21 protein-coding genes, 2 tRNA genes and 1 pseudogene are annotated in these 26,322 nt (G+C 69.5%); 17 read left to right on the top strand and 7 right to left on the bottom strand.

Annotated features, from left to right (window positions below):
* Window positions 1-207 precede the first annotated feature (207 nt).
* Genes NOO62_RS14040 through NOO62_RS14030 form a run of 3 tightly spaced genes read left to right on the top strand, consistent with a single transcriptional unit; the run spans window position 208 to window position 3,940 of the window.
* Window positions 208-1,023: an ABC transporter ATP-binding protein gene (locus NOO62_RS14040; RefSeq protein WP_268771230.1), complete on the top strand. Its 816-nt coding sequence runs from the start codon at window positions 208-210 to the stop codon at window positions 1,021-1,023.
* The gene (locus tag NOO62_RS14035; protein ID WP_268771229.1) at window positions 1,023-3,479 is read left to right on the top strand and encodes an FtsX-like permease family protein; all 2,457 of its coding nucleotides are present in this window, start codon (window positions 1,023-1,025) and stop codon (window positions 3,477-3,479) included. Before NOO62_RS14040 ends, NOO62_RS14035 begins: the two co-directional genes overlap by 1 nt.
* Window positions 3,476-3,940 carry an HD domain-containing protein gene (locus NOO62_RS14030; protein ID WP_268771228.1) on the top strand — a complete coding sequence of 155 codons (465 nt, stop codon included), beginning with the start codon at window positions 3,476-3,478 and terminating at the stop codon, window positions 3,938-3,940. The genes NOO62_RS14035 and NOO62_RS14030 overlap by 4 nt, the downstream gene beginning before the upstream one ends.
* A 21-nt stretch (window positions 3,941-3,961) precedes the next feature.
* On the opposite strand, the gene NOO62_RS14025 is transcribed toward NOO62_RS14030, so the two are convergent.
* On the bottom strand, window positions 3,962-5,170 hold the full coding sequence (locus NOO62_RS14025) for an acyltransferase family protein (protein ID WP_268771227.1): 1,209 nt from the start codon (window positions 5,168-5,170) through the stop codon (window positions 3,962-3,964).
* A 576-nt stretch (window positions 5,171-5,746) separates the two neighbouring features.
* On the opposite strand from NOO62_RS14025, the gene NOO62_RS14020 reads away from it, so the two are divergent.
* A complete protein-coding gene (locus tag NOO62_RS14020) occupies window positions 5,747-5,941 on the top strand; it encodes a hypothetical protein (protein ID WP_268771226.1) in 195 nt (64 codons plus the stop codon).
* A 69-nt stretch (window positions 5,942-6,010) separates the two neighbouring features.
* Here NOO62_RS14020 and NOO62_RS14015 read toward each other — a convergent pair.
* Window positions 6,011-6,081: transfer RNA gene (locus NOO62_RS14015), tRNA-Gly, on the bottom strand.
* A 143-nt stretch (window positions 6,082-6,224) separates the two neighbouring features.
* On the opposite strand from NOO62_RS14015, the gene NOO62_RS14010 reads away from it, so the two are divergent.
* From NOO62_RS14010 to clpX, 5 genes are all read left to right on the top strand, one after another.
* Window positions 6,225-6,301, top strand: a tRNA-Pro gene (locus tag NOO62_RS14010).
* Window positions 6,302-6,427: 126 nt separating this feature from the next.
* Window positions 6,428-7,804: a trigger factor gene (tig, locus tag NOO62_RS14005; protein ID WP_268771225.1), complete on the top strand. Its 1,377-nt coding sequence runs from the start codon at window positions 6,428-6,430 to the stop codon at window positions 7,802-7,804.
* Window positions 7,805-8,201: 397 nt separating this feature from the next.
* Window positions 8,202-8,807, top strand: coding sequence for an ATP-dependent Clp protease proteolytic subunit (locus tag NOO62_RS14000; RefSeq protein ID WP_268775614.1), 606 nt, complete (start codon window positions 8,202-8,204; stop codon window positions 8,805-8,807).
* Between the two features lie 61 nt (window positions 8,808-8,868).
* Window positions 8,869-9,564 carry an ATP-dependent Clp protease proteolytic subunit gene (locus tag NOO62_RS13995; RefSeq protein ID WP_268771224.1) on the top strand — a complete coding sequence of 232 codons (696 nt, stop codon included), beginning with the start codon at window positions 8,869-8,871 and terminating at the stop codon, window positions 9,562-9,564.
* 166 nt (window positions 9,565-9,730) lie between these two features.
* Window positions 9,731-11,017, top strand: coding sequence for an ATP-dependent Clp protease ATP-binding subunit ClpX (clpX, locus tag NOO62_RS13990; protein ID WP_268771223.1), 1,287 nt, complete (start codon window positions 9,731-9,733; stop codon window positions 11,015-11,017).
* A 93-nt stretch (window positions 11,018-11,110) separates the two neighbouring features.
* On the opposite strand, the gene NOO62_RS13985 is transcribed toward clpX, so the two are convergent.
* Entirely contained in the window at window positions 11,111-12,124 is a 1,014-nt protein-coding gene (locus NOO62_RS13985) for a hypothetical protein (RefSeq protein ID WP_268771222.1), read from the bottom strand.
* A gap of 133 nt (window positions 12,125-12,257) precedes the next feature.
* Window positions 12,258-12,953, bottom strand: a complete 696-nt coding sequence (locus NOO62_RS13980; RefSeq protein WP_268771221.1) for a hypothetical protein — start codon at window positions 12,951-12,953, stop codon at window positions 12,258-12,260.
* Window positions 12,954-13,663: 710 nt separating this feature from the next.
* Between NOO62_RS13980 and NOO62_RS13975 the strand changes: the two are divergent.
* Window positions 13,664-14,375: pseudogene (locus tag NOO62_RS13975) on the top strand (IS200/IS605 family accessory protein TnpB-related protein); the annotation flags it as partial.
* A 137-nt stretch (window positions 14,376-14,512) separates the two neighbouring features.
* On the opposite strand, the gene NOO62_RS13970 reads toward NOO62_RS13975, so the two are convergent.
* Complete coding sequence (locus NOO62_RS13970) at window positions 14,513-15,403, bottom strand: hypothetical protein (RefSeq protein ID WP_268771220.1); 891 nt, start codon at window positions 15,401-15,403, stop codon at window positions 14,513-14,515.
* Between the two features lie 149 nt (window positions 15,404-15,552).
* On the opposite strand from NOO62_RS13970, the gene NOO62_RS13965 reads away from it, so the two are divergent.
* Window positions 15,553-18,177 carry a valine--tRNA ligase gene (locus NOO62_RS13965; RefSeq protein WP_268771219.1) on the top strand — a complete coding sequence of 875 codons (2,625 nt, stop codon included), beginning with the start codon at window positions 15,553-15,555 and terminating at the stop codon, window positions 18,175-18,177.
* A gap of 86 nt (window positions 18,178-18,263) precedes the next feature.
* Here the strand turns inward: NOO62_RS13965 and NOO62_RS13960 are convergent, their stop codons facing one another.
* Complete coding sequence (locus NOO62_RS13960) at window positions 18,264-18,938, bottom strand: hypothetical protein (protein ID WP_268771218.1); 675 nt, start codon at window positions 18,936-18,938, stop codon at window positions 18,264-18,266.
* Window positions 18,939-19,118: 180 nt separating this feature from the next.
* On the opposite strand from NOO62_RS13960, the gene NOO62_RS13955 reads away from it, so the two are divergent.
* Entirely contained in the window at window positions 19,119-20,279 is a 1,161-nt protein-coding gene (locus NOO62_RS13955) for a sensor histidine kinase (RefSeq protein ID WP_268771217.1), read from the top strand.
* Between the two features lie 27 nt (window positions 20,280-20,306).
* On the opposite strand, the gene NOO62_RS13950 is transcribed toward NOO62_RS13955, so the two are convergent.
* Complete coding sequence (locus tag NOO62_RS13950) at window positions 20,307-21,323, bottom strand: rod shape-determining protein (RefSeq protein WP_268771216.1); 1,017 nt, start codon at window positions 21,321-21,323, stop codon at window positions 20,307-20,309.
* A 144-nt stretch (window positions 21,324-21,467) separates the two neighbouring features.
* On the opposite strand from NOO62_RS13950, the gene folC reads away from it, so the two are divergent.
* From folC to mreC, 5 genes are all read left to right on the top strand, one after another.
* Entirely contained in the window at window positions 21,468-22,994 is a 1,527-nt protein-coding gene (gene folC, locus NOO62_RS13945) for a bifunctional tetrahydrofolate synthase/dihydrofolate synthase (protein WP_268771215.1), read from the top strand.
* 6 nt (window positions 22,995-23,000) lie between these two features.
* Window positions 23,001-23,366 carry a DUF4233 domain-containing protein gene (locus NOO62_RS13940; protein WP_268771214.1) on the top strand — a complete coding sequence of 122 codons (366 nt, stop codon included), beginning with the start codon at window positions 23,001-23,003 and terminating at the stop codon, window positions 23,364-23,366.
* Window positions 23,367-23,437: 71 nt separating this feature from the next.
* Complete coding sequence (gene ndk, locus NOO62_RS13935) at window positions 23,438-23,851, top strand: nucleoside-diphosphate kinase (protein ID WP_150218669.1); 414 nt, start codon at window positions 23,438-23,440, stop codon at window positions 23,849-23,851.
* 327 nt (window positions 23,852-24,178) lie between these two features.
* Window positions 24,179-25,198 carry a rod shape-determining protein gene (locus NOO62_RS13930; RefSeq protein WP_030362602.1) on the top strand — a complete coding sequence of 340 codons (1,020 nt, stop codon included), beginning with the start codon at window positions 24,179-24,181 and terminating at the stop codon, window positions 25,196-25,198.
* Between the two features lie 163 nt (window positions 25,199-25,361).
* Entirely contained in the window at window positions 25,362-26,315 is a 954-nt protein-coding gene (mreC, locus tag NOO62_RS13925; RefSeq protein WP_268771212.1) for a rod shape-determining protein MreC, read from the top strand.
* The last annotated feature ends 7 nt before the right edge of the window (window positions 26,316-26,322 follow it).

Here is a 26,322-nt window from a genome sequence, read left to right as displayed (position 1 = left end):
TCACGTAGGGGTGGCAAAAAGGAGAATGGCAAAGAGAGCGTCAAGAACGCGTCAATAGTTAGGTTACCAAACGATCGGCGAGGCGTCCCTGAACGTGCTTGGTGGGGTTCTCCCCACCCCGGGTCCGCCAGCCGCCCTCATGGTCCACACCACCCCCCTCTCCGTAGGTTCAAGGGGTCGAATTCGTACGGAGAGGTGGACACACACATGGGGCTGCGGCGGAAGAAGAACCGAGTCGTCGAGGACGACGTCCGCGTTCTCGGCGGGACACCCGGCGACTGGGCCGTCGAACTGCGCGGCGTCCGCCGCCAGTACGGCCGCAGCTCCGGCGCCGTCCACGCCCTCGCCGGCATCGACCTCGCCCTGCCCCGCGGCAGCTTCACCGCCGTCATGGGCCCCTCGGGCTCCGGCAAGTCGACGTTCCTGCAGTGCGCCGCAGGCCTCGACCGGCCCAGCGGCGGCACCGTCCACCTCGGCGGCACCGAGATCACCGGCATGAGCGAGAACAAGCTCACCGCCCTGCGCCGCACCCGCCTCGGCTTCGTCTTCCAGGCCTTCAACCTGCTGCCTTCACTCACCGTCGAGCAGAACGTCGTCCTCCCCATCCGCCTCGCCGGCCACCGTCCCGACCGCCGCAAGGCCGCCGAGATGCTCACCCGCGTCGGCCTCGGCGACAAGGGCCGCCGCCGCCCCGGCCAGCTCTCCGGCGGCCAGCAGCAACGCGTCGCCATCGCCCGCGCCCTGGTCACCGAGCCTGACGTGATCTTCGCCGACGAGCCGACCGGCGCCCTCGACACCACCACCGCCGGCGAGATCCTCGGCCTGCTGCGCTCCGCCGTCGACGGTCTCGGTGCCACCGTCGTCATGGTCACCCACGACCCCGCGGCCGCCGCCCACGCCGACCGCGTCCTCTTCCTCGCCGACGGCCGCCTCGTCGACCGCCTGGAGCGCGCCTCCGCCGCCCGGATCGCCGCCCGCATGACCACCCTGACCGCGCCCGCCTACGCGGGGGTGGCAGCGTAATGGCGTACGTACCCAACGGCCTCGCCCGCGCGGCCGTCCGCTTCAAACCCGCCGCCTTCGCCGGCACCTTCGTCGCCCTGATGATGGCCTCGCTCATCGTCGCCGCCTGCGGAATCCTCCTGGAGACGGGGCTACGCGCCTCCGTGCCGTCCGAGCGGTACGCGGGCGCCCCCGTCGTCGCCGCCGCGAAGCAGTCCGTCCACTTCGTCGCCGGCAGCGGCGACAGCAAGTCCGAGTCCGACACACCCCTGCCGGACCAGGCCCGCGTCGACAACTCCCTGGTCACCAGGGCCGGTTCGGTGCCCGGCGCCCGCACCGCCGTCCCCGACGTCACCTTCCCCGTCAAGTCCGGCGACAAGGACGTCACCGCCCACGGCTGGGGCTCCACCGCCTTCACCGGCGAGAAGCTGACCGCGGGCCGCGCCCCGCACTCCGGCGAGGTCGTCCTCGCCGCCCCCGGCGCCTCCGTCGGCGACCGCACCACCCTCACCACCGCGGAGGGGCCGCGCACCTTCCGTGTCTCCGGCACCGCAAGCGCCGCTGACACCGCACCCACCGCCTGGTTCGCCGACTCCGAGGCCGTCCGCATCTCCGGCCACCCCGGACGCGTCGACGCCATCGCCGTCCTGCCCGAGGCGGGCGTCACCGTCGACACCCTCAAGTCCCGGGTGGCGCACGCCCTCGGCGACAAGGCCGAGGTCCACACCGGCGACGACCGCAGCGAAGCCGAAGGCTCCTCGCTCGCCTACGCCAAGGAACTGCTCACCGGCCTCGGCGGCTCCTTCGGCGGCATCGCCGCCCTCACCGCCGTCTTCACCGCCGCGGGCACCGTCGCCCTCTCCGTCGGCCAGCGCGCCCGCGAGTACGCACTGCTGCGCGCCATCGGCACCACCCCCCGCCAGATCCGCCGCACCATCGCCACCGAGACCTTGCTCGTCGCCCCCGCCGCAGCGGCCGTCGGCCTGCTGCCCGGCATGGCCCTGGCCCGCTGGTGGTTCGGGCAGCTGAAGGAGAAGGGCGCGATCCCCCAGGGCGTCGACCTGTCCGTCTCCTTCATCCCGCTCGTCAGCGCCGTCGGCGTCGCCGTCCTCACCGCGCTCGGCGCCGGCTACATGGCCGCCCGCCGCCCCTCCCGCATCAAGCCGGGCCAGGCGCTCAGCGAGGCCGCCGTGGAGCGGGTGCCGCTCGGTTGGATCCGTACGCCGCTCGGCATCGCGGCCGCCGTCGGCGGCGCGATCTTCGCCGGGGTCGCCGCCAACAACTCCGGCGACGACGCGGCGAACGCGGCGCTCGGCGTCGTCATGCTCTTCATGCTCGCCGTCGCCCTGCTCGGCCCGCTCCTGGCCCGCGGCTGCGCCGCCCTGTTCGGCCTCCCGCTGCGCGGCGCCGGCGCGTCCGCCTCGCTCGCCGCCGCCAACTCCCGCTCCAACGCCCGCCGTCTGGCCTCCGCGATCACCCCGATCGTGCTCGCCATGGCCTTCTCCTCCGTCCTCGTCTTCATGCACACCAGCGAGGAGCGAGTCGCCGCCGACCAGCAGCGCGCGGGCATCACCGCCGATCACATCGTCACCTCCGACGGCGGCCTCGCCCCGGGAACACTGGCGAAGGCCGCCGACGCGAAGGGCGTCACCTCCGCCGTCGGCCTGCTCAAGTCCTCCGTGCTCGTGCCGGTGGGCTCGGGCGGCGACCGCTATCTGACGACCGCGTCGACGCAGGGCGTCACGGGCACCGCCGCCGCATTCTCGAAGGTCCAGGACCTGAAGGTCGAGACGGGCACCCTGAAGCTCGGCAAGGGGCAGATCGCCGTCGACGCCACCCTCGCCGACTCCGCCCACGTGAAGACCGGCGACCGCCTCGGCATCCGCCTGCCCGACGGCACCAAGGCCTCGCCGACCGTCGTGGCGACGTACGGCAGGGGCCTCGGCCTCTCCCAGGTGACCATGCCCGCCGCCGACCTGAAACAGCACCTCACCTCCGCCTTCACCACCGAGATCTGGACCCGCGGCGGCTCCCCGCAGGCGCTCGCCGGACTCGGCGCCCTCAAGGACCGCGACGGCTACGCCACCGCACAGTCCATGGACAACGAGCTCAACGCCTGGGCCAACACCACGATGGCGGCCGTACTCGGCGGCTTCGCGGCCATCGCCGCGATCAACACCCTGGTCATGACGGTCCTGGACCGCCGCCGCGAACTCGGCACGCTGCGCCTGATCGGTTCCACCCGACGCCAGGTCCTGCGGATGATCCGCTGGGAGGCGCTGCTCGTGGCCTGCGCGGGCATCGTCATCGGCTCGGCCATCGCGTTCGCCACGCTCATCCCGATGATGAAGGGCCTGACCGGCGAATCCCCGTACGTACCGCCGCTGGTGTACGGCTCCTTCGTGGGCGCGGTCCTGATCATGGGCCTCGCCTCGGCGACGATCCCGGCGAGGGCGGCGCTGAGGTCGGCCGCATGACGCCCGCAGGCCGCTCCGCCGAACCGCTGTCCCTGTCCGAGGTGGAGGCCCTCGCCCGCGAGGCGCACGCCGCCCAGCAGGACAAGGCGGGCCGCCCCTACGCCGAACACCTCCAGGCCGTGGCCGAGGGCGTGCGGCGGCGGGGCGGCGACGACGAGCAGATCGCGGCGGCCTGGCTGCACGACTCCGTCGAGGACGACGCCCTGTCGGAGCGGTGGCTCACGGACGCCCCGCTGACCCCGCGCACCAAGGACATCGTCCTCGCCCTCACCAAACGCACGGGCGAGCCCCCGGAGACGTACGCCGAACGGATCCTCGCCACCCCGGGCGCCCGCCTCGTGAAAGAGGCGGACCTGGCGCACAACGCGGACCCGGCCCGCCTCGCGGTCCTCGACGCAACGACAAGGGCGCGCCTGACGGCGAAGTACGCCACCATGCGCGCCCTGTTGGGGCTCCGGTAGAACCGGATCCGCTCGATTCCGCTACGTCGACCTGGCCCGCTCGCGGGCGAGCTGCGCCGCGTCCCGCTTGAACGCCCACTCCATCTTGGGCTCCATCGCGAACCGGAACATCCGCTGCACCGGTGGCGTGCAGAGCGCGGTGACCACGCTCGCGGCGACCACCGACACGAAGATCTCGCCGAGCGGCTGGTGCAGCCACTCGTAGTCGTCGAACCAGCCCCAGAAACGGGAGCCCTTGGCGAGGAAGCCGTGCAGCAGGTAGCCGTACAGCGTGCCGGCGCCGAGGACCGTGAACCACATCTTGCGGCGCGGCACCCACGCGAAGAAGCACGCGGTGAGGACGACGGAGCAGCCGAAGAGCGCAAGCGTCATCACCACACCGGCCCACCACGGGGCACCCAGCTCCTGGGCGCTGTCCCGGCGGTAGAACCAGGCCGAGGTCATCCGGGGACCCGCCCAGTACGCCAGGAGCAGCGCGCTCGCGAAGACCGGGATCGACAGGAGACGCACCTCGCGGCGGCGCACCAGCTGGAAGTACTCGGGCTTCATGAAGAGGCCCAGTACGAAGAACGGCAGGAACTGCAGGACGCGCTGCAGGTCGAGGTCGTCGCCGATGTCGGGTGAGATCACGGCGAGCGTGGCGATGGCCAGGGCGAGCGGCACCGGCCAGCGCACGATCTTCCAGAGCGGCACGGTGAGCCGCCACACGAAGAGCGCGACCAGGAACCAGGTGAGGTACCAGGGGTCGAGCAGGCTGATGGGCTGGCCGGGGTCGTCGTCGGCCCAGCGCTTGAAGAAGGTGTACGCGATCTCGAAGAGGACGTACGGCACGGCGACACCGGTCACGAGCCGCTTGAGGCGGTCGGCCCGCATGTCGAAACTGCGCGAGAAGTAGCCGGAGATCACGATGAACGCCGGCATGTGGAAGGTGTAGACGGTCATGTACAGCGCTTCGGCGGTACGACTGTGATCGGTCAGCGGTTCCCATGCGTGGGCCATCGCCACGAGGACGATCGCCAGGTACTTGGCGTTGTCGAAGAACGCGTCGCGCTGCTTGGCGGGCTTCGGCCCGCTGTGGGCGGTGCTGCGGCCGGCCGGGGTGGGGGGAGCTGTGGGGGCGGCCTGCGGGGGCGGGTGGGGGGCGCGGGGAGTGGGGACTCCGGCCGCCGGCACCTGGGCCGGGGGGAGGGGCGCCCGGTGGCGTCCGTGCGGGTGCACCGAGTTGGTCACAGGCCCTCCCACCAAGAGCTCGGCGAGACGACCCGGGACCGCACTGCGCCTACGGGGGTGGTGGCAGCGTGGAACATCTGAGGCACCCTAGCGTCGCTCCGGCGTATTCGTAAAACCCCCGTCACTTCTCTCGACTCAATCCCTGACAATCACGTCAGTGAATGCCGGTGGTCGACAAAGAGATGTGATGGCTCGCGACTGGATCCTGTCCAGTACGTCACAACTCATCCGGTTTAAATGGTGCATACCACCCGGGGGCGACTCCGGTGGAATGTCCGATTAATGGATGCCGGATGTGCCCTCCGTGACAATTCGAATTTCCTGCGAACGTCGTGTGTGGCGATGGCAACGGTCAAGTCGAATTCCGATGGCCGCGGGGCCTCGAATTGCTGTACGACCATGCGCTGCCCATGCGCCCCCTGGGCGCCCTTGCGCGCGGGGGGCGTCAGGTGTTGGCCGACGTTGCGTCACCGGCCGCATGGAGGAGGCCTGTTGGTGGCACGATGGTCGGTGGCGGGGGTGTGCGGGGTCGTACCCCCCGGGCCGGGAGAGCGATCGACCTAGGGTGTGATCAGTGTGGCCATTTCGCTGTCAGTGGTGCTGCTGTTGGCGATCATCCTCGTGGTGCTGATCCGTGGGGGGAACCTCAAAGCGGGGCCCGCGATCGTCGCGGTGCTCTTCGGCTTCTTCCTCGCCTCCACGGGTATGGCACCTTCCATAAACCGCTTCTTGAACGAAGTGGCGGAGACCATCAACTCGATCAGCTTCTGACGCGCGATCCCGGGCCCGGGGATGAACGCGGAAACCCCAGGCCGGTCGGGCCTGGGGTTTCCGTATGAGAGCGGGCGACGGGAATCGAACCCGCGTAGCTAGTTTGGAAGACTAGGGCTCTACCATTGAGCTACGCCCGCACAGATCGCGCCACGAGCGGAAGCCGCGGCACGACACGCATCGTAGCGGGTCCCCGGCCCTCGCCGCACGTGCCCCCCGGAACCGGCCAGGTTTAACCGGGAGCCGCACTGCCTGCGGGCATGTACCCTACGTGTCGCACCGACGGGGTGTGGCGCAGCTTGGTAGCGCGTCCGCTTTGGGAGCGGAAGGCCGTGGGTTCAAATCCCGCCACCCCGACCAACGAAACCACCCTCACAAGATCGCATTGTGGCTCGGCTCCTGCTTGCCGTTACTATGCAAGCTGTGTGCCCGTGTGTCTCTGAGCCGGGCAGAATCCCAAGAAGTCAGCCCCAAGGAGACCGAACCGTGAAGAGCGCCGTGGAGACCCTGAACCCGACCCGGGTTCGGCTCACTGTTGAGGTGCCCTTCGAGGAGCTCAAGGACAGCCTCGACGCGGCCTACAAGAAGATCAACCAGCAGGTCACGGTGAAGGGCTTCCGTAAGGGCAAGATCCCGGCCCGCGTCATCGACCAGCGGTTCGGCCGTGGCGCCGTCCTCGAAGAGGCCGTCAACGACGCGCTCCCGAAGTTCTACACCGAGGCCGTCAACGAGGCCGAGCTCAACGTCCTGGGCCAGCCCGAGGTGGACATCACCGAGCTGAAGGACAACGAGACCCTCAACTTCACCGCTGAGGTCGACGTCCGCCCGACCATCGAGATCCCGGACTACTCCGGCATCGAGGTCGAGGTCGACGCGGTCGAGGTCAGCGACGAGGACGTCGACAAGGCCGTCGAGGAGCTGCGCGAGCGCTTCGCCTCCACGTCCCCGGTCGAGCGTGCCGCCGAGGACGGCGACGTCGTGACGATCGACCTCGAGGCCAAGGTCGAGGGCGAGGTCCTGGAGGACGGCGTCGCGTCCGGCGTCTCCTACACGATCGGCTCCGGCGAGCTCCTCGAGGGCATCGACGACGCCGTGAAGGGCCTGGAGGCCGGTGGCGAGGCCACCTTCACCTCCGAGCTCAAGGGCGGCTCGGCGGCCGGCCAGGAGGCCGAGGTCACCGTCAAGGTCACCCAGGTCGCCGCCCGCGAACTGCCGTCCCTGGACGACGACTTCGCGCAGCTCGCCTCCGAGTTCGACACCCTCGACGAGCTGAAGGCCGACAGCCGCAAGCGCCTCGAGAACATGAAGCAGTACGACCAGGCGACGCAGGCCCAGGAGCGCGTCCTGGAGAAGCTGCTCGAGCTGGTCGAGGTCCCCGTCCCCGAGAAGCTCCTCGCGGACGAGATCGAGACCCGCAAGCACAACCTGGTGAACCACCAGCTCGGCCAGATGGGCCTCGACCTCGCGAAGTACCTGGAGATCCAGGGCAAGACCGAGGAAGAGTTCGACGCCGAGACCAAGGATCAGGCCGAGAAGGGCATCAAGACGCAGTTCGTCCTCGACGAGCTCGTCAACAAGGAGAAGCTGAACGTGAACCAGGAGGAGCTCACCGAGCACCTCATGCGTCGCGCGCAGTCCTCCGGCATGTCCCCCGACCAGTTCGCCCAGGCCGTCGTCGAGGGCGGCCAGGTCCCGATGCTCGTCGGCGAGGTCGCCCGCGGCAAGGCCCTCGCGGTCGTCGTCGAGGCGGCGACGGTCAAGGACACGAACGGCGAGGTCGTGGACCTCGACGACGACGAGGACGAGACGGCCGAGACCGTCGAGGCGACCTCCGACTCCGCCGAGGAGAAGACCGAGGCGTAAGCGCTGCCGCTCGGCCGAACGTACACCGGGGCCCTCAGGACTTAACGGTCCCGGGGGCCCCGGTGCCGTTTCAGGGGCGCGGGGAACTGCGCGAGCAACCACGTACAAGCCGCACCCGCCGTGGAGCCCGCCGCGGCAGACGCGACCGCGGCCCCGGCGGGGGCTGGCCGCGCAGTTCCCCGCGCCCCTTACGGGGCACGACCTGCGCTCACAGCGAACAGTTGGTTCTCCGGGATTCCCGGAGGGACCCCGCGCGTTAGGGTCCATGAATACGAGGGCAGGGGAGTCCCCGGAGCCGCCCCGGAGCGGCGAGCACACGGGTGCCCCGGCCCCAGCTGAAGACGTGAGACGGCCCGGCGCCGTCGTAAGACGAGCAGGTGGATACGTGACGAATCTGATGCCCTCCGCCGCCGGCGACCCCTCCATCGGTGGTGGCCTCGGCGACCAGGTCTACAACCGGCTGCTCGGCGAGCGGATCATCTTCCTCGGCCAGGCCGTGGACGACGACATTGCCAACAAGATCACCGCGCAGCTGCTGCTTCTTGCCGCAGAGCCGGACAAGGACATCTTTCTCTACATCAACAGCCCCGGCGGCTCGATCACGGCCGGCATGGCGATCTACGACACCATGCAGTACATCAAGAACGACGTGGTGACGATCGCGATGGGCATGGCGGCCTCCATGGGCCAGTTCCTGCTCAGCGCCGGTACGCCCGGCAAGCGCTTCGCGCTGCCGAACGCCGAGATCCTGATCCACCAGCCGTCCGCGGGCCTCGCGGGCTCCGCGTCGGACATCAAGATCCACGCCGAGCGGCTGCTGCTCACCAAGAAGAAGATGGCCGACCTGACGGCGTTCCACACCGGCCAGACCGTCGAGCAGGTCACCCGCGACTCGGACCGCGACCGCTGGTTCGACCCGCAGGAGGCCAAGGAGTACGGCCTCATCGACGACATCATGTCCAGCGCCGCCAGCATGCCGGGCGGGGGCGGCACCGGAGCCTGAGCCCCGTGCTCAGCGCCCCGAAGCCACTACCTCAGCCCCTCCCTTCTCAGGAGAATCAGAGATGAACAAATTCCCCGGCAGCGGCCTCTACGAGCGCACGCAGGCCGAGAGCGGCCAGGCCGAGTTCACCGGCGCCCGCGCCGAGTCCCGCTACATCATCCCGCGCTTCGTCGAGCGCACCTCGCAGGGCGTGCGTGAGTACGACCCGTACGCGAAGCTCTTCGAGGAGCGCGTGATCTTCCTCGGCGTGCAGATCGACGACGCGTCCGCCAACGACGTCATGGCGCAGCTCCTGTGCCTGGAGTCGATGGACCCGGACCGTGACATCTCGATCTACATCAACAGCCCGGGCGGCTCGTTCACCGCGCTCACGGCCATCTACGACACGATCCAGTTCGTGAAGCCGGACGTTTCGACGGTGTGCATGGGCCAGGCCGCGTCCGCCGCCGCCGTGCTCCTCGCGGCGGGCACGCCCGGCAAGCGCATGGCCCTGCCGAACGCGCGCGTGCTGATCCACCAGCCCTACAGCGAGACGGGCCGCGGTCAGGTCTCCGACCTGGAGATCGCCGCCAACGAAATCCTCCGGATGCGTTCGCAGCTGGAGGAGATGCTGGCCAAGCACTCGACGACGCCGATCGAGAAGATCCGCGACGACATCGAGCGCGACAAGATCCTCACGGCCGAGGACGCGCTCTCGTACGGTCTCATCGACCAGATCATCTCCACCCGGAAGATGAACAATGCCTCGGTTGCCTGACGCAGGGCTGTAGCATCTGCCGCTCCTTGGCATGGTTCGCGTACGACTCGCGTCGAAGTGAACCGTGCCAAGGGGGGCCCGAACGGGGGGCCCGGCAAGGTACCGTCGGATAGAGGCACCAGGAGCCGCTGAACGTGGCGTCTCCCAGGCGAAGGGGAAGCACCTCGTGGCACGCATCGGTGACGGCGGCGATCTGCTCAAGTGCTCGTTCTGCGGAAAGAGTCAGAAGCAGGTCAAGAAGCTCATCGCAGGCCCCGGTGTGTACATCTGCGACGAGTGCATCGACCTCTGTAACGAGATCATCGAGGAAGAGCTCGCGGAGACGAGCGAGGTCCGCTGGGAGGAACTCCCCAAGCCTCGCGAGATCTACGAATTCCTTGAGGGCTACGTCGTGGGCCAGGAGCCCGCGAAGAAGGCCCTCTCGGTAGCGGTGTACAACCACTACAAGCGGGTCCAGGCAGGAGAGAACGGCGGCGCGCAGGGCCGTGACGACGCGATCGAACTCGCGAAGTCCAACATTCTGCTGCTCGGCCCGACCGGCTCCGGCAAGACGCTCCTCGCGCAGACGCTGGCGCGCATGCTGAACGTTCCGTTCGCCATCGCGGACGCGACGGCGCTCACGGAGGCGGGCTATGTCGGGGAGGACGTCGAGAACATCCTCCTGAAGCTGATCCAGGCGGCTGACTACGACGTCAAGAAGGCCGAGACCGGGATCATCTACATCGACGAGATCGACAAGGTGGCTCGCAAGAGCGAGAACCCCTCGATCACGCGCGATGTCAGCGGCGAGGGCGTCCAGCAGGCGCTCCTCAAGATCCTGGAGGGCACGACGGCGTCGGTGCCCCCGCAGGGCGGCCGCAAGCACCCGCACCAGGAGTTCATCCAGATCGACACGACGAACGTGCTCTTCATCGTGGGCGGCGCCTTCGCCGGCCTCGAGAAGATCATCGAGTCGCGGGCGGGCGCGAAGGGCATCGGCTTCGGCGCCACCATCCGCTCCAAGCGCGAGATGGAGGAGAAGGACCAGTTCGAGGACATCATGCCGGAGGACCTGGTGAAGTTCGGGATGATCCCCGAGTTCATCGGCCGCCTCCCCGTGATCACCTCGGTCCACAACCTCGACCGTGAGGCTCTGCTCCAGATCCTCGTCGAGCCGCGCAACGCGCTGGTGAAGCAGTACCAGCGCCTGTTCGAACTCGACGGCGTGGAGCTGGAGTTCGAGCGTGAGGCCCTTGAGGCCATCGCGGACCAGGCGATCCTGCGGCAGACCGGCGCGCGCGGTCTGCGCGCCATCATGGAGGAAGTCCTCCAGTCGGTGATGTACGAGGTGCCGTCCCGCAAGGACGTGGCCCGTGTCGTCATCACGGCGGACGTCGTCCGCTCGAACGTGAACCCGACGCTGGTGCCGCGCGAGGCGCGGGGCGGCGGCGCCGGGGAACAGAAGTCGGCCTAGCCGTAAGGCAGTTCGACCCGTACGTCGAAGGGGCGCCCAGCGAGTGATCGCGGGGCGCCCCTTCGGCGTATGCGGGGTTCGTCGGCCCGTCGGTCAGGCCTTGACGCGGACTTCCTTGCGGACCTTGAGCGTCGTAACCGAGGCCTTGTCGAACGACACCTTGCCCGCCATGGCTTCGACGACCTCGACGGGCACCACGACGGCGAGGGTGCTGTGGTCGCTCCAGATGCAGACCGGCATGTGGATCTCCTTCGGCCCCGACGACGTGCCGGAGCCGGCGTTGTCGTTCTGGATCACCGACTCCTGGCACTTGAGGGCCGCGGCGCTCGTGCTGAAGTCCTTGGGGCTGCCGACCAGTTCACCGGTCTCCGAGGCCTTGCCCTGTGAGTCCTGCTTCAGCTTGGCGAACATGTCGTCGACGACCTTCTCGGGGTTCTCGATCTCCCCGTACACGCCCATGAACTGAATGGCCTTCTGTCCCAGGGGGTTGCTGTCGTCCCCCGACTGGTAGGCGGCGCTGACGTCCTGCGGGTCCTTCACACCGGCCTTCTCGGCGGCCGCCAGGTCACTGGCGTTGAAGCCGCCGCTGTCGTCGTCGCTCTTCTTGTAGTCGCCGAGGATGGTGGCGGGGGTGGTGAGGGTGTGCGGCCCGTCGTCCTTGATGCCCGCGTCGGCGACGTTCGAGGAGGCGTCCTTCTTGCCGCCCTTGTCGTCGTCACCGCCCGCGAGGACGAAGTAGCCGCCGACCGCCGCCGCGGCGACCACTGCGACGGTGGCGATGATGAGCCCGGTCTTCTTCTTCCCGCCACCGGGAGGCGGGGGCGGGAACTGCCCGTACGGGGCCTGCTGCCCGTAGGGGGCCTGCGGCTGTCCGTACGGGGCCTGCGGCTGCCCGTAAGGGCCGGGCTGCGGGGCCTGCTGGGGGTAGCCGTAACCGGGCTGCGGCGGGGGAGCCTGCTGCGGGTAGCCGTAACCGGGCTGGGGGGCCTGCGGCGGCTGGCCGTAGGGGCCGGGCTGCTGCGGCGGAACACCCTGCGGGGACTGCCCGTACGGCCCGGGCTGCTGGGGCGGTTGCCCGCCGTACGGGCCCGGCTGGTTGTGGCTCATGGGGTTCCCCCTCCGAAATGCTTATGTGTTCCTGACATCCTGACGCAACGGGGCCCGGTCCGATGACCGGGCCCCGTGGACCTGAGGTGTCAGGTGTGTGAGGGACGGGGGGAGGGGCCCGTCCCGCGCGGCGTCAGAGCTTCACGCGGACCTCGCCGCGGAACTTGGCCGTGGTGGTCGCGGCTTCGTCGAGGTCGGCGGACTTGCCGGACACCGCGCCCGCGACGTCCGTCGTGACGACGTAGCCGATGGTGCTGTGGTCGCCCCAGATGCAGGTCGCCGCGGACATCTCGCTCGGGCCGGCCGCGTCGGCGGAGGTGTCCGTGGAGCCCGTGCCGGACCCCATGGCGATCTTCATCTCCTGGCACTTCAGGACCGCGCCGTCGAGCTCGGCGGGCTCGTACTGCTTCGGCTCGCCGACCAGCGTGATCTTGCGGCCGCCGCTCTCCGACGACGAGCCGTCCTTCTCCTTGGCGTTCGTGAACATGTGGTCCACGACGCCCTCCGGGTCCTCGATGTCGCCGTAGACGCCGCCGAAGCTCAGGATCTTCTGCGACATCGGGTTGTCCTCGCTGCCCGACTTGTAACTGGCCTGCACGTCCTTGGGGTTCTTCACCCCGGCCGCCTCGGCCTTGTCGAGGTCGATGCTGCTCGGGGCGCCGTCGCCCTCCCCGTTCTTCTCGTACTCGCTCATGACGGTCTGCGGCGTGGTCAGCTTGTGCGGGCCGTCGTCCTTGACGCCACCGTCCGCGACGCTCGACGGGCCGCCGCCCTTGCTGTCCTGGCCTGCCGGGATCTTGTAGCCGCTTGCCCTAACTACATCCTCCATGATCAACTTGCGGCGACCGTAGTGACGTTTAACTGAGGGTGAGGGGAACGAACATGAAGCTCTCAAAGGGTAAGAGTTTGCTAGTTGCAACATGCGTGACTGCGGCGGCCGGCGTTCTACCGTTGGTCGCGGCTGCTCCCGCGTCTGCCAGTGCGTCCTCCTGCCGGGCTTACGTGGCAGCCATGAATTACGACATCGGCCCTAAGGTGAAGAGGGCTTGCAACCAGGGACGAATAGTCAGCCCATTGGGTAATAAAATCATGAACCCCGCCTGCTACAGCCTCCTGGTGCAAGCCGGGGTGTCGGGCGGAATTGCGAGTGTGGCGTGCAATAGGGCGTAGAGAGCGCCTTACGCGGACGCGTTGGTCTGGCGCCGTTCCCTCGGTGTTTGCCCGGCATCTCGAACCGGGCAAACACCGAGGTTTCCAGGAAGCGTCTAATCAGGACTTGACGCGGACTTCCTTGCGAAACTTGGCCGTCGACCCCGTGGGCTCGTCGAGGTCGGCGGACGCGCCGGACAGCGCGCCCGCCACGTCCGTGCTGACGACGTAGCCCAGGGTACTGGGGTCGCCCCGGATGCAGGGTGCCGCCGATAAGCAAGCTCGGCCTCGAAGAGCCGCTCGTGGAGCCGGTGGTACCCGTACCGGCGCCGACGTTGACCTTGATCTCGTGGCATTTGAGGACGGCGCCGTCGAGCTCGGGAAGGTCGGGCCCAGGGCGTGTTCGGCGTGGACACCAACGCCGCCCACTTGGCCGCCTGGCTGCTGGACGAGCACGGCAACCCGATCGGTGCGCCCCGCCGCTTCGACTACGGCCTGACCGGCAACGCCCCGCATCGGGACACCCAGCTCCGCCACGCCCTCACCCGCCTGCTGCACTGGGCCGAGACGTGCGGGTTGCAGGCCATGGCGATCGAAGACTTCGACTTCACCGACTCCAAAACCCGGGAGAAGCACGGCCGGAACAAGAAGTTCCGGCAGCTCGTCTCCGGCATCCCCACCGGCAAACTCCGCGCCCGGCTCCTGGCGATGTGCGCCGAGGCCGGTATCAGCGTGATCGCCGTCGATCCCGCCCACACCTCTGTGTGGGGCGCGGAGCACTGGGAAAAGCCGCAGCAAGACCAGGAAGACTTCCCGACACGCCGCCGCCTCGGTGGCGATCGGTAGGCGCGCCCTCGAGCATGCGATCCGGCGACGGACGGCACCGCCCCACGACGACCAGAGTGATCGTCGTGGGCATCGGACCGCCCAGGCCGGACCGCGTGGCCAGGAGCGTGAGGAAACCCGCCCCCGCGTCCCCGGACCACGCACCCGATGCGTGCAGCCGGACGCGACAGGAACGCGGGCAACCAGTGCATCCAAAACCGTTCGGAATGCACCAGTTGAGCCGGTTGGAGTCCAAGACTCACTCCCGCTCACTGATTTGGAACGGTTCCCTCCCGATGCTTACACGTTCCGAGCTTCCTCGCGGATGGGTGGGGGCGGTGGGACGTCCGGGTTCGATCGATGCGCGGGTTGTTGCGGGGCTGCCCTTCATCCTCGTACGCGAGGCACGCGCGCTTACGCCTTGGTGCGGGCCGCCTTGCGCAGGTCTGCCGCGAACTCGGCGACGTCGTCCTGGGCCATGCCGCCGCTCTCCTTCTGCATCGCCGCCATGTCGACGCCGAAGACGACGCCGTACGTGCTGTGGTCGGCCCACACGCAGATCGGCAGGTGAGCGGTCTTGTCGCCCTTCTTCATCTCGGCGGTCTGGCACTTCATGATCGCGTTGTCGAGGCCGCCCGGCTCGACCGTCTCGGGGCTGCCCACCCAGGTGATCTTCTCGCTGTCCCCGACGTTGTCGTCGCCGCCCTTGGCGGCGTCCTTGTGGGCGTTGTCGAAGCCGTTGTCGATGGCCTGCTCCGGGTCGTCGATCTTCCCGTACAGCCCGTTGAAACCCATCCGCTTGGCGTTGGCGAGCGAGCCGCTCATGTAGGAGCCGCCGACCTGCTTGGCGTTCTGCACGCCGAGCGCCGCGGCCTTCTCCTTGTCGTTCGCGCCGACCGGGCCGCCGTCGGCGGACCCCGAGCTGCTCTTCTCATACGCGCCGACCGAGGCGGGCAGTACCAGCTTGTGTGCCCCGTCGTCCTTGACCTCGGTGGTGCCGCCGCCTGCGCCGAGGACGAAGTACGCGCCGACGGCGATGGCCGCAACCACCGTGACGCCACCGATGACGAGCCCCGTCTTCTTCTTGCCGCCGCCCTGCGGAGGCGGGGGCGGCGGGACCTGCCCATAGGGGGCCTGCGGCTGCTGCCCGTAAGGGGCCTGGGACGGCTGCCCGTAGGGACCCGGCTGCTGCAGGTAGCTGTAAGCGCCCTGCTGTGGGTAGCCGTACCCCGATTGCGGTTGCGGCTGCTGTCCGTATGGCCCCGACTGCTGTCCGCCGTACGGCCCCGGCTGGGTGTGGCTCATGCTGAGAGCCCCCCTTGGAAACGCTGATGTGTTCGGGACATCCTGAACGACGCCACAGCGCGGTGGGGACGGCAGATGACAACGATACCGAACCCGTTATCGAAGATTCCGGTTTCGGCACCGCTCCCCGGCCCCCCTAAACTGGCCGCGTGACCGAGAACGCTCAGCAGCAGCCCACAGCGACCACTCCCGAACTGCCGACCCAGTACGCGCCGGCCGAGGTAGAGGGGCCGCTGTACGAGCGCTGGGTAGAACGGGGTTACTTCTCGGCCGACGAGAAGAGCGAGAAGCCCCCGTACACCGTCGTCATCCCCCCGCCGAACGTCACGGGCGCCCTCCACCTGGGCCACGCCTTCGAGCACACGCTCATCGACGCCCTCACCCGCCGCAAGCGCATGCAGGGCCACGAGACGCTCTGGCAGCCCGGCATGGACCACGCCGGCATCGCCACCCAGAACGTCGTGGAGCGCGAGCTCGCCAAGGAGGGCAAGTCCCGCCACGACCTGGGCCGCGAGGACTTCATCGAGCGCGTCTGGAAGTGGAAGGGCGAGTCCGGCGGCCAGATCTCAGGACAGATGCGCCGCCTCGGCGACGGCGTGGACTGGGAGCGCGAGCGTTTCACCATGGACGAGGGCCTCTCGCAGGCCGTCCAGACGATCTTCAAGAAGCTCTACGACGACGAGCTGATCTACCGCGCCGAGCGCATCATCAACTGGTGCCCGCGCTGTCTCACGGCGATCTCGGACATCGAAGTCGAGTACCAGGACGACGACGGTGAGCTCGTCTCCATGAAGTACGGCGAGGGCGACGAGACCATCGTCGTCGCCACGACCCGCGCCGAGACGATGCTCGGTGACACCGCCGTCGCCGTCCACCCCGAGGACGAGCGGTACAAGCACCTGGTCGGCAAGCAGATCAAGCTGCCGCTCACCGACCGCACCATCCCCGTCGTCGCCGACGAGCACGTCGACCCCGAGTTCGGCACCGGCGCCGTCAAGGTGACCCCGGCGCACGACCCCAACGACTTCGAGATCGGCCAGCGCCACTCCCTGCCGAACATCGCGGTCATGGACGAGCACGCGGTCATCACGGTCCCCGGCCCCTTCCAGGGCCTGGACCGCCTGGAGGCCCGCTCCGCGATCGTCGGCGCGCTGCGCGCCGAGGGCCGCATCGTCGCCGAGAAGCGCCCGTACACGCACTCGGTCGGCCACTGCTCGCGCTGCAAGACCACCATCGAGCCGCGCCTGTCGATGCAGTGGTGGGTCAAGGTCGGCCCGCTCGCCAAGGCCGCGGGTGACGCGGTCCGCGACGGCAAGGTCAAGATCCACCCGCAGGAGATGGAGAAGCGGTACTTCGACTGGGTCGACAACCTCCACGACTGGTGCATCTCGCGCCAGCTCTGGTGGGGCCACCGCATCCCGGTCTGGTACGGCCCGAACGGCGAGGTCGTCTGCGTCGGACCCGACGACGAGGCGCCCACCGGCGAGGGCTGGACGCAGGACAACGACGTGCTCGACACGTGGTTCTCCTCCGGCCTGTGGCCGTTCTCCACCCTGGGCTGGCCCGAGCAGACCGACTCGCTCGCGAAGTTCTACCCGAACTCCGTCCTGGTCACCGGCTACGACATCCTCTTCTTCTGGGTCGCCCGGATGATGATGTTCGGCCTGTACGCGATGGACGGCACCCCGCCGTTCCACACGATCGTGCTGCACGGCATGGTCCGCGACCAGTTCGGCAAGAAGATGTCGAAGTCCTTCGGCAACGCGGTCAACCCGCTCGACTGGATGGACAAGTACGGCTCTGACGCCCTGCGCTTCACGCTCGCCCGCGGCGCCAACCCCGGCACCGACGTGCCGATCGGCGAGGACTGGGTCCAGGGCTCGCGCAACTTCGCCAACAAGATCTGGAACGCTACGCGCTTCGCGATGATGAACGGCGCGACGATCGAGGGCGACCTGCCGCCGGTCGAGCAGCAGTCCGCCACGGACCGCTGGGTGCTGTCCCGCCTCAACGCGACGGTCGCCGAAGTCGACGCGCTCTACGACGACTACCAGTTCGCCAAGCTCTCGGACGCCCTCTTCCACTTCGCGTGGGACGAGGTCTTCGACTGGTACGTCGAGCTGTCCAAGACGACGTTCATGGCGGGCGGCGACGGCGCGAAGGTCTCGGCCCGCGTCCTCGGCGAGGTCCTCGACGTCACGCTGCGCCTGCTCCACCCGATCGTCCCGTTCGTGACGGAGACGCTCTGGACCGCGCTCACCGGCGGCGAGTCGCTCGTCATCGCCGACTGGCCCTCGGACAGCGGTTTCCGTGACGCGGCCGCCGAGCGCGAGATCGAGACGCTCCAGCAGGTCATCACCGAGGTCCGCCGCTTCCGCGCCGACCAGGGGCTCCAGCCGGGCCAGAAGGTCCCGGCCCGCCTGACCCTGGACGGTACGGCCCTCGCCCCGCACGAGGCGGCCATCCGCCAGCTGCTGCGCCTCCAGCCGGAGGGCGACGCGTTCACGGCGACGGCGACCCTGCCGGTGTCGGGCGCCACGGTCGCGCTCGACCTGTCCGGCACGATCGACGTGGCGGCCGAGCGCAAGCGCCTCGCCAAGGACCTGGCCGCCGCCGAGAAGGAGAAGGCGCAGGCCGAGGCGAAGCTGGGCAACGAGGCGTTCCTCGCCAAGGCGCCGGACAACGTGGTCGACAAGATCCGCGGCCGCCTCACGAAGGCGGAGGCCGACATCGCACGGCTGCAGGCGCAGCTGGAGACACTGCCGACGGCGTAATGCCTCTTGGACGTACGTGGACGAAGGCCCCGGGACCGTAGGGCGTTACGGTCCCGGGGCCTTCGCGCGTGCTCGATCGCCCAGGCCTACGCCTCCGTGGCGACCGGCTCCGGTTCCACGGCCTCCGCGCCCTGCGCCGGAACCGGCCGCACGAGAGCCTCGGGCACTGCCTGCGCCGATGACGGCGGCACCATCGGCCCCAGCGGCGTGAAGTCGAGCCCGAGCCGTTCGAGCTCCGCCTCGGCCAGCGCGTCCAGCGTCTCGGGATCACCGTGCCGCCAGCCCCAGGCGAGACTGCCCGGCGTCGCGTCCGGGATCTCCGACGCGGTGAGGGCCACCTCGTGCAGCGGCCTGAGCAGGGAGCGCAGGGCGAGCAGTTCACGGCCGTCGTCGGAGGCCGCGAGGTCACGGGCGGCGCCCGCCTGCCGGATCCACCGCAGCCTGCGCGGCAGCCAGGCGTTCAGGACCAGGCCGACCGGGACGACGAAGAGGGCGACGGCGCCCACGGCGACAGCGGTCCGTACGGTCACCGGGTCCATCGCGTCGATGACGGCCGCGATGCGCCGCAGCGCGATGTCGACGCGGCCGCCGACCAGCGGAAGCGGCGCGTTGTGCTGTTGCAGGGCGCGGGGGAGGGCGAGCAGACAGGCCAGCCGGTACGTGACGACGGCCGCGAAGGCCCACAGCGCGGTCCACAGGAGGACCCCGGCGTCACCGGCGAGCTGATGGGTCCGCCTGGCGGGATTCTGGGCATACCACATGGTCCGATTTGACCCCCGGCGCGCGCTGAGAGCGGGCAGCCGCGCCGAAAGTACACCCGTTGTGTGCACGCACACGTGGTTCGACCGTGTTCATCCGCAAAGCGCAGGCGTGCGGCAAATCACCAAATCAGGGACGTAAGTCCGGTGGAACGGGTCAAAAGACCTTGGATGATGGAGAGCATGCGCACCCTGCCCGCCGTCCAGGCGATTCGCCAGGCGGCGGCCACGGCCGGCCGCCTCGGCGGGCGCTGGTCGAGGGAGCCGCGCGCGCTGGACGTCCTCACCGCCCTGAGCGCGTTCGCGCTGATGAGCCTGGACGTGCCCGGCCTCGCCGAGGCGGACAACTCCCTGAACGGCCCGCTCGCCGCGCTGGCCCTCGCGGGCGGCGCGTGCTCGCTCCTCGTGCGCCGCAGGGCGCCCTGGCTGACGTACGCGGTGGCGCTCTGCTTCCTCGGCTGGCTGCACGAGCTGACGCTCGCCCAGTTCGCGCTGTACTCCCTGGGGCGCTACCGGGGCCGTCTCGCGGGGGCCGTCGGTGTCGTCGGGTACGTCGCGTTCGCGTACGTGATGTTCAACCTGCCCGGCTGGCCGGTGCACCGGGGCGACACGCTCGGCGAGTTCTCCAGCCTGGTCGTCCCGATCGGCGTGCTCGCGGCGGGCGTCGGCGTCGCCGCGAACCGGCAGGACCTGGTCCGGGCCCTGGAGGCGCGGCGCGTGGAGACGGAGACGCTGCACGCGGTCCAGCGGGAGCGGGTCCGCATCGCGCGGGACGTGCACGACTTCGTGGGGCGCGAGCTGACGCTGTTGAGCGTGCGCTCCCAGGTCCTTGCGCGCAGGGCCGGGGGCGGACCCTTCGAGGACGGCTTCGAGGAGCTCTCGGAGACGGCGCGCAGCGCGCACCGGATGCTGAACGAGATCATCGTGCAGCGCGGCACGGACGGCGCTCCGACGCCGGGCCTGGCCGCGCTGCCCGAGCTCGCCGAGCGCAGCGGCCGCGCGGGCAGCCCCGTCGACCTCGTGGTCGACGACGCGGCCCACTCCCTCTCACCGCTGCGCCAGGCGGCCGTGCACCGGGTGGTCCAGGAGTGCCTGACGAACGCGGCGAAGCACGCACCGGGTGAGCGGGTCTCCGTCCGCGTGACCCTGGACGGCGGCCGCCTCCACATCACGGTCACCAACCCGCTCCCCACCGCGGCACCACCCGCCGCCCCGGTCTCCGCGGGCACCGGCACCACGGGCATGGCGGAACGGATCAGAGCGGTGGGCGGCACGTTCGAGGCGGGCCCGCGGGCGTCGGCGTACGAGGTCCGCGCGACGCTCTCGACAGGCGAAACGGCCTGACGCGCAACGCCCCCGGGCCGGGCGCCCCTACGCCGCCGACATCACCCGCTCAAGACCGTCGAAGTCCTCCACGCACTTGCCGCACCCCATGGCCACGCTGTCCAGCGGGTCGTCCGCCACGAACACCGGGATGCCCGTCGCCGATGCGATGCGCAGGTCGAGGGCGGGGAGCAGCGCGCCGCCGCCGGTGAGCACGATGCCGTGCTCCATGATGTCGCCGGAGAGCTCCGGAGGGCACTCCTCCAGCGTCGTCCTGACCGCCGCGATGATCTGCTCGATCGGCTCGTCGAGCGCGGCCCGCACCTCACGTGCCGTCAGGTCGAGGGTCTTCGGGAGGCCGCCCACCTTCTCGCGGCCCCGCACGGTGAACGTCCGCATCTCCAGGGCGTCCTCGCCCGGCACCGGCCACGCCGACCCGATGCCGACCTTGATGTCCTCCGCGGTGCGCTCGCCGATGAGGAGCGCGTGCTCCTTGCGGACGTAGTCGGTGATGGCCGTGTCGAGCCGGTCGCCGCCCACCCGCAGCGACTGGGCCGTGACGATGCCGCCCAGGGAGATCACGGCGACCTCGGTCGTCCCGCCGCCGATGTCGACGACCATCGACCCGCGGGGCTCGGCGACCGGGAGCCCCGCGCCGATGGCCGCCGCCATGGGCTCCTCGATCAGGTGGACGGCGCGCGCCCCGGCCCGCTGGGAGGCGTGCACGATCGCGCGCCGCTCGACGGGCGTGACGCCGCTCGGCACGCAGACGACCATGCGCGTACGGGGGCGGCGCCCCGGTACGGCCTTGCGCACGAAGTGCCGGATCAGTTCCTCGGCCGCTTCGTAGTCGCTGATCACGCCGTCGCGCAGCGGCCGGATGGCGGTGATGGACCCGGGCGTGCGCCCGATGGTCTCCTTGGCCTCCGTCCCCACGGCGAGCACCCCGCTCTTGCCGCCCTTGTCCGCCCGTACGGCGACCACCGACGGCTCGTTGAGCACGATCCCCTTGCCGCGCACATAGAGGAGGGTGTTCGCAGTGCCGAGGTCGATACCTATGTCCATGATCGCCAAGTTTGCCCAACGGCTTCCCGAAGCGGAGGGACCAAGGTCCCGAATCGGACGGGCCAAAGGTCCTGACGAAGGACCCGGGCGGGTTCCGACAGGTCCTGACGACGGCTGTCGGTGCCGCTCCGTAGACTGGCGTACGTGAGTGATCTCCCCCCGCGCGACGACCATGCCGACCGCCCCGCCGACCCGGACGACGCCTTCGAGGACATCGTCGATGCCGAAACCAACCGCGACCCCGACCTCGCCGTGATCGAGGCGGGCAGCCGCACCCTGCGCACCCAGGCGGGCCCGCCCGAGAGCGGTGTCCCCGCGCGACCCACCGACCCGGAGGTGGACCGGGCGCTGCGCGAGGTGGAGACGGAGCTCGCGGGCCGCTGGGGCGAGACCAAACTGGAGCCGTCCGTCAGCCGCATCGCCGCGCTGATGGACGTCCTGGGCGAGCCCCAGCGTGCGTACCCCTCGATCCACATCACGGGCACGAACGGAAAGACGTCCACGGCCCGCATGATCGAGGCCCTGTTCTCCGCCTTCGACCTGCGCACGGGGCGGTACACCTCGCCCCACGTCCAGTCGATCACCGAGCGGATCAGCCTGGACGGCGCCCCCATCGAGGCCGAGCGCTTCGTGGAGGCGTATCAGGACATCAAGCCGTACGTGGAGATGGTCGACTCCCAGCAGGAGTACCGCCTCTCCTTCTTCGAGGTCCTCACCGGCATGGCGTACGCGGCGTTCGCGGACGCCCCCGTGGACGTGGCCGTCGTCGAGGTCGGCATGGGCGGCAGCTGGGACGCGACGAACGTGATCGACGGCTCGGTCGCCGTCGTCACCCCCATCGACCTCGACCACACCGACCGCCTGGGCGACACGCCCGGCGAGATCGCCAAGGAGAAGTCCGGCATCATCAAGCAGGACGCCACGGTGATCATGGCGCAGCAGCCGGTGGACGCCGCGCAGGTCCTGCTGAAGAAGGCCGTCGAGGTCGACGCGACGGTCGCCCGCGAGGGCCTGGAGTTCGGTGTCGTCGCCCGTCAGGTGGCGGTCGGCGGCCAGCTCCTGACGCTCCGCGGGCTCGGCGGGGAGTACGAAGAGGTGTTCCTGCCGCTGCACGGCGAGTACCAGGCGCACAACGCCGCGGTGGCGCTCGCCGCCGTCGAGGCGTTCTTCGGCATCGGCTCGCAGCACGCGCGCCCGCTGGACATCGACGCGATCCGCAAGGCGTTCGCGACGGTCTCCTCGCCGGGCAGGCTCGAAGTGGTGCGCCGTTCGCCCACCGTCGTCCTGGACGCCGCGCACAACCCGGCGGGCGCCCGCGCCACCTCCGCCGCGATCAGCGAGGTCTTCGACTTCAGCCGGCTCATCGGTGTGGTCGGCGCGAGTGACGACAAGGACGTGAAGGGGCTTCTGGAAGCCTTCGAGCCGATCTTCGCCGAGGTCGTCGTCACGCAGAACTCCAGCCACCGTGCGATGGACGCGGACACCCTCGCCGGGCTCGCCGTCGAGGTCTTCGGCGACGACCGCGTGCAGGTCGAGCCGCGCCTGGACGACGCGCTGGAGGCGGCGATCACCCTCGCCGAGGAAGAGGGGGAGTACGCGGGCGGCGGCGTCCTCGTCACTGGTTCCGTCATCACGGTCGGCGAGGCCCGACTGCTCCTGGGGAGAGGCTGAAATCCTGTGCGTACGCTCTGCGCTTCGACGCTGATCGGCGAGTTCTTCGTGATCGGCTTCGCGGGTCTGGTCGCCATGAAGGACGACGACCTGTCCATGGGCACGGTCTGGACGGTCTGCGGCATCGCGATGCTGGTGAGTCTCCTGCTCTGCGGGATGGTCACCCGGCCCGGCGGGGTGCAGCTCGGCTGGGCCCTCCAGGTCGCGCTGATCGCGAGCGGTTTCGTGGTGCCGACGATGTTCTTCCTGGGCGCCGTGTTCGCCGCCATCTGGTGGGCTTCGGTCCACTTCGGCCGCAAGATCGACGAGGCGAAGGCCCGCTTCGCGGCCATGGGGGAGGGGCAGCCGGAGGCCGGAGGTAACGCGGCGTAGCCGACCCCGGTATCGTGCGGCCCAATCCCACCCGATCGCAGAGATCGCAAGAACACCTCTTGGAGCCGCACATGAGCCAGCGCACCCTCGTCCTGCTGAAGCCCGACGCCGTCCGTCGTGGCCTGATCGGCGAGATCATCGGCCGCATCGAGCGCAAGGCGGGCTGGACGATCTCCGCGCTGGAGCTGCGTTCGCTGGATCAGGAGACCCTGGAGCAGCACTACGGCGAGCACAAGGGCAAGCCCTTCTACGAGCCGCTGGTCGCCTTCATGTCGTCCGGTCCCGTCGTCGCGCTCGTCGTCGAGGGCGAGCGGGTCATCGAGGGTGTGCGCGCGCTCGCCGGGCCGACCGACCCGATCGCCGCGGCGCCGGGTTCGATCCGCGGCGACTTCGGCACGATCGTCCGGGAGAACCTGATCCACGCCTCGGACTCGGAGGAGTCCGCGGAGCGCGAGCTCAAGATCTTCTTCCCGGGCGTCGTCTAGGACAACGGGCCCTGGTCCGATCAGCCCGACACATTATTTTCTGACTCCGCGTCAGGAGCGTGCTGTTTTCAGCCCGGGACGGCCGAAGGAATTCGGCCGTCCTTTGGCATATGCGCCCCAATTGGGGGAACCCGTGCCTCCGATGGCACGTCTCCAAGGGCGAGGCGGCCCATCATCTGCTGACAATGGCGAAGACCCTAGCGCCGTGTTCGCGCAGCCGAGACTACGATGGAAGCCTCCACTGCCACACAGCACCCACCTCGCCTACCTAAAAAGCCATCACACGCTCCACTAGGGAAGGCCAGACGCATCCTCATGGGGAACAACATGTCGTTCATCGGCCGTGACATGGCTGTCGACCTCGGGACCGCCAACACGCTGGTGTACGTCAGGGGTCGGGGGATCGTACTCAACGAGCCGTCCGTCGTCGCGATCAACACCAACACCGGTGGCATTCTCGCGGTCGGCGCAGAAGCGAAGAAGATGATCGGGCGCACGCCCGGCAACATCGTCGCGGTGCGCCCTCTGAAGGACGGCGTGATCGCCGACTTCGAGATCACCGAGCGCATGCTCCGCTACTTCATCCTGAAGATCCACAAGCGGCGCTACCTCGCCCGTCCGCGCGTCGTCGTCTGCGTGCCCTCCGGCATCACCGGCGTCGAACGCCGCGCCGTCATCGAGGCCTCCTCGCAGGCCGGCGCGCGCCAGGTGCACATCATCGAGGAGCCCATGGCCGCGGCCATCGGCTCCGGCCTCCCGGTCCACGAGGCCACGGGCAACATGGTGGTCGACATCGGCGGCGGCACCACCGAGGTCGCGGTCATCAGCCTCGGCGGAATCGTCACGGCACAGTCGATCCGCGTCGCCGGCGACGAGCTGGACAACGCGATCATCCAGCACATCAAGAAGGAGTACTCCCTCCTCCTCGGCGAACGCACCGCCGAACAGATCAAGATCACCATCGGTTCGGCGTACGACATGGACGCCGACGAGCACACCGAGATCCGCGGCCGGGACCTGGTCTCCGGGCTGCCCAAGACCGTCGTCATCTCCGCCGCCGAGGTCCGCAAGGCCATCGAGGAGCCGGTCAACGCGATCGTCGACGCGGTCAAGACCACCCTCGACAAGTGCCCGCCCGAGCTGTCGGGTGACGTCATGGACCGCGGCATCGTTCTCACCGGTGGCGGCGCCCTGCTGCGCGGCCTCGACGAGCGGCTGCGCAGGGAGACCGGCATGCCGATCCACATCGCCGAGGACCCGCTGGACAGCGTGGCGCTCGGCTCCGGAAAGTGCGTCGAGGAGTTCGAGGCGTTGCAGCAGGTGCTTGACGCCCAGCCGCGCAGATGATCTGACGCGCGAAGATCCGCCGTACGAGTCCCTGCCGACTCGTGCGGCGGATCGTTGATATAGAGGCAAGACACGCAATTCCCCTAAGGCACGACAATTCCCCAGAACCTCGTGGAACCCGCAGTTTCCACGGAATCCGATTGAGGAAGGCACGCCGCCGCACGTGAGGGACACACGAGAGAGCCGGCTGCTCCTGGTGCTGCTGGTCGCCATCGCGTTCGCTTTGATCACGGTGGACATCCGCGGCGGCGAGGACTCACCGGTCGACGGTGCCCGCCAGGCCGCCGCCACCGTCTTCGGTCCGGTCGAGGAGGGCATGTCCTCCGCCGTCGACCCGATCGGCAACGCCATCGGCGCGGTGCGCGACTCCGGTGAACGCCACAGCCGCATCGCCGAACTGGAGCGCCAGAACGCCGCGCTGAAGGCCAAGCTCGGCAGCGACGACCGCAACCGCAGCCGCGTACGCCAGCTCGACAGCATGCTCAAGACAGCAGGCGCCGGGCAGTACGGCATCAAGGGCGCCGAGGTCGTCGGGATAGGAGCGGCCCAGGGCTTCTCCTGGACCGTCACCATCGACGCGGGCGCCAACGACGGCATCAAGCGCGACATGACCGTACTGAACGGCGACGGCCTGGTCGGCCGCGTCACCACGGTCGGCCCGAGCACCGCGACCGTCCTGCTCGCCAACGACCCCGACTTCACCGTCGGCACCCGCATGGAGAAGAGCGACGAGCTCGGCTTCGCCACCGGACAGGGCGACCGCCCGCTCTCCGTCCAGCTGCTCAACGGCAAGGCCGAGGTCAAGAAGGGCGACCGCATGGTCACCTTCGGCTCGCGCAAGGACAAGCCGTTCGTGCCGGGCGTCCCGGTCGGCGAGATCGTCCGCGTCGACCCGTCGGGCGGCGACCTCACCCGCAACGTCTACGTGAAGCCGTACGTCGGGTTCACCAAGCTCGACATCGTCGGCGTCGTCGTCGAAGCGCCCCGCGAGGACCCGCGCGACACGGTCCTGCCGAAGAAGCCCGAAAAGCCCAAGCCGACGCCGACGGTGACCGTCACGGCCACCCCGTCGGGCAGGCCGGTGGACGGCGCCGACGCCGGCAACGACGAGCAGTAGGAGACCG

Source organism: Streptomyces sp. Je 1-369 (assembly GCF_026810505.1).
Lineage (GTDB): Bacteria > Actinomycetota > Actinomycetes > Streptomycetales > Streptomycetaceae > Streptomyces.
The sequence above is the reverse complement of the archived record's forward strand: the minus strand, read 5'-3'. Positions and strand labels throughout refer to the sequence as shown.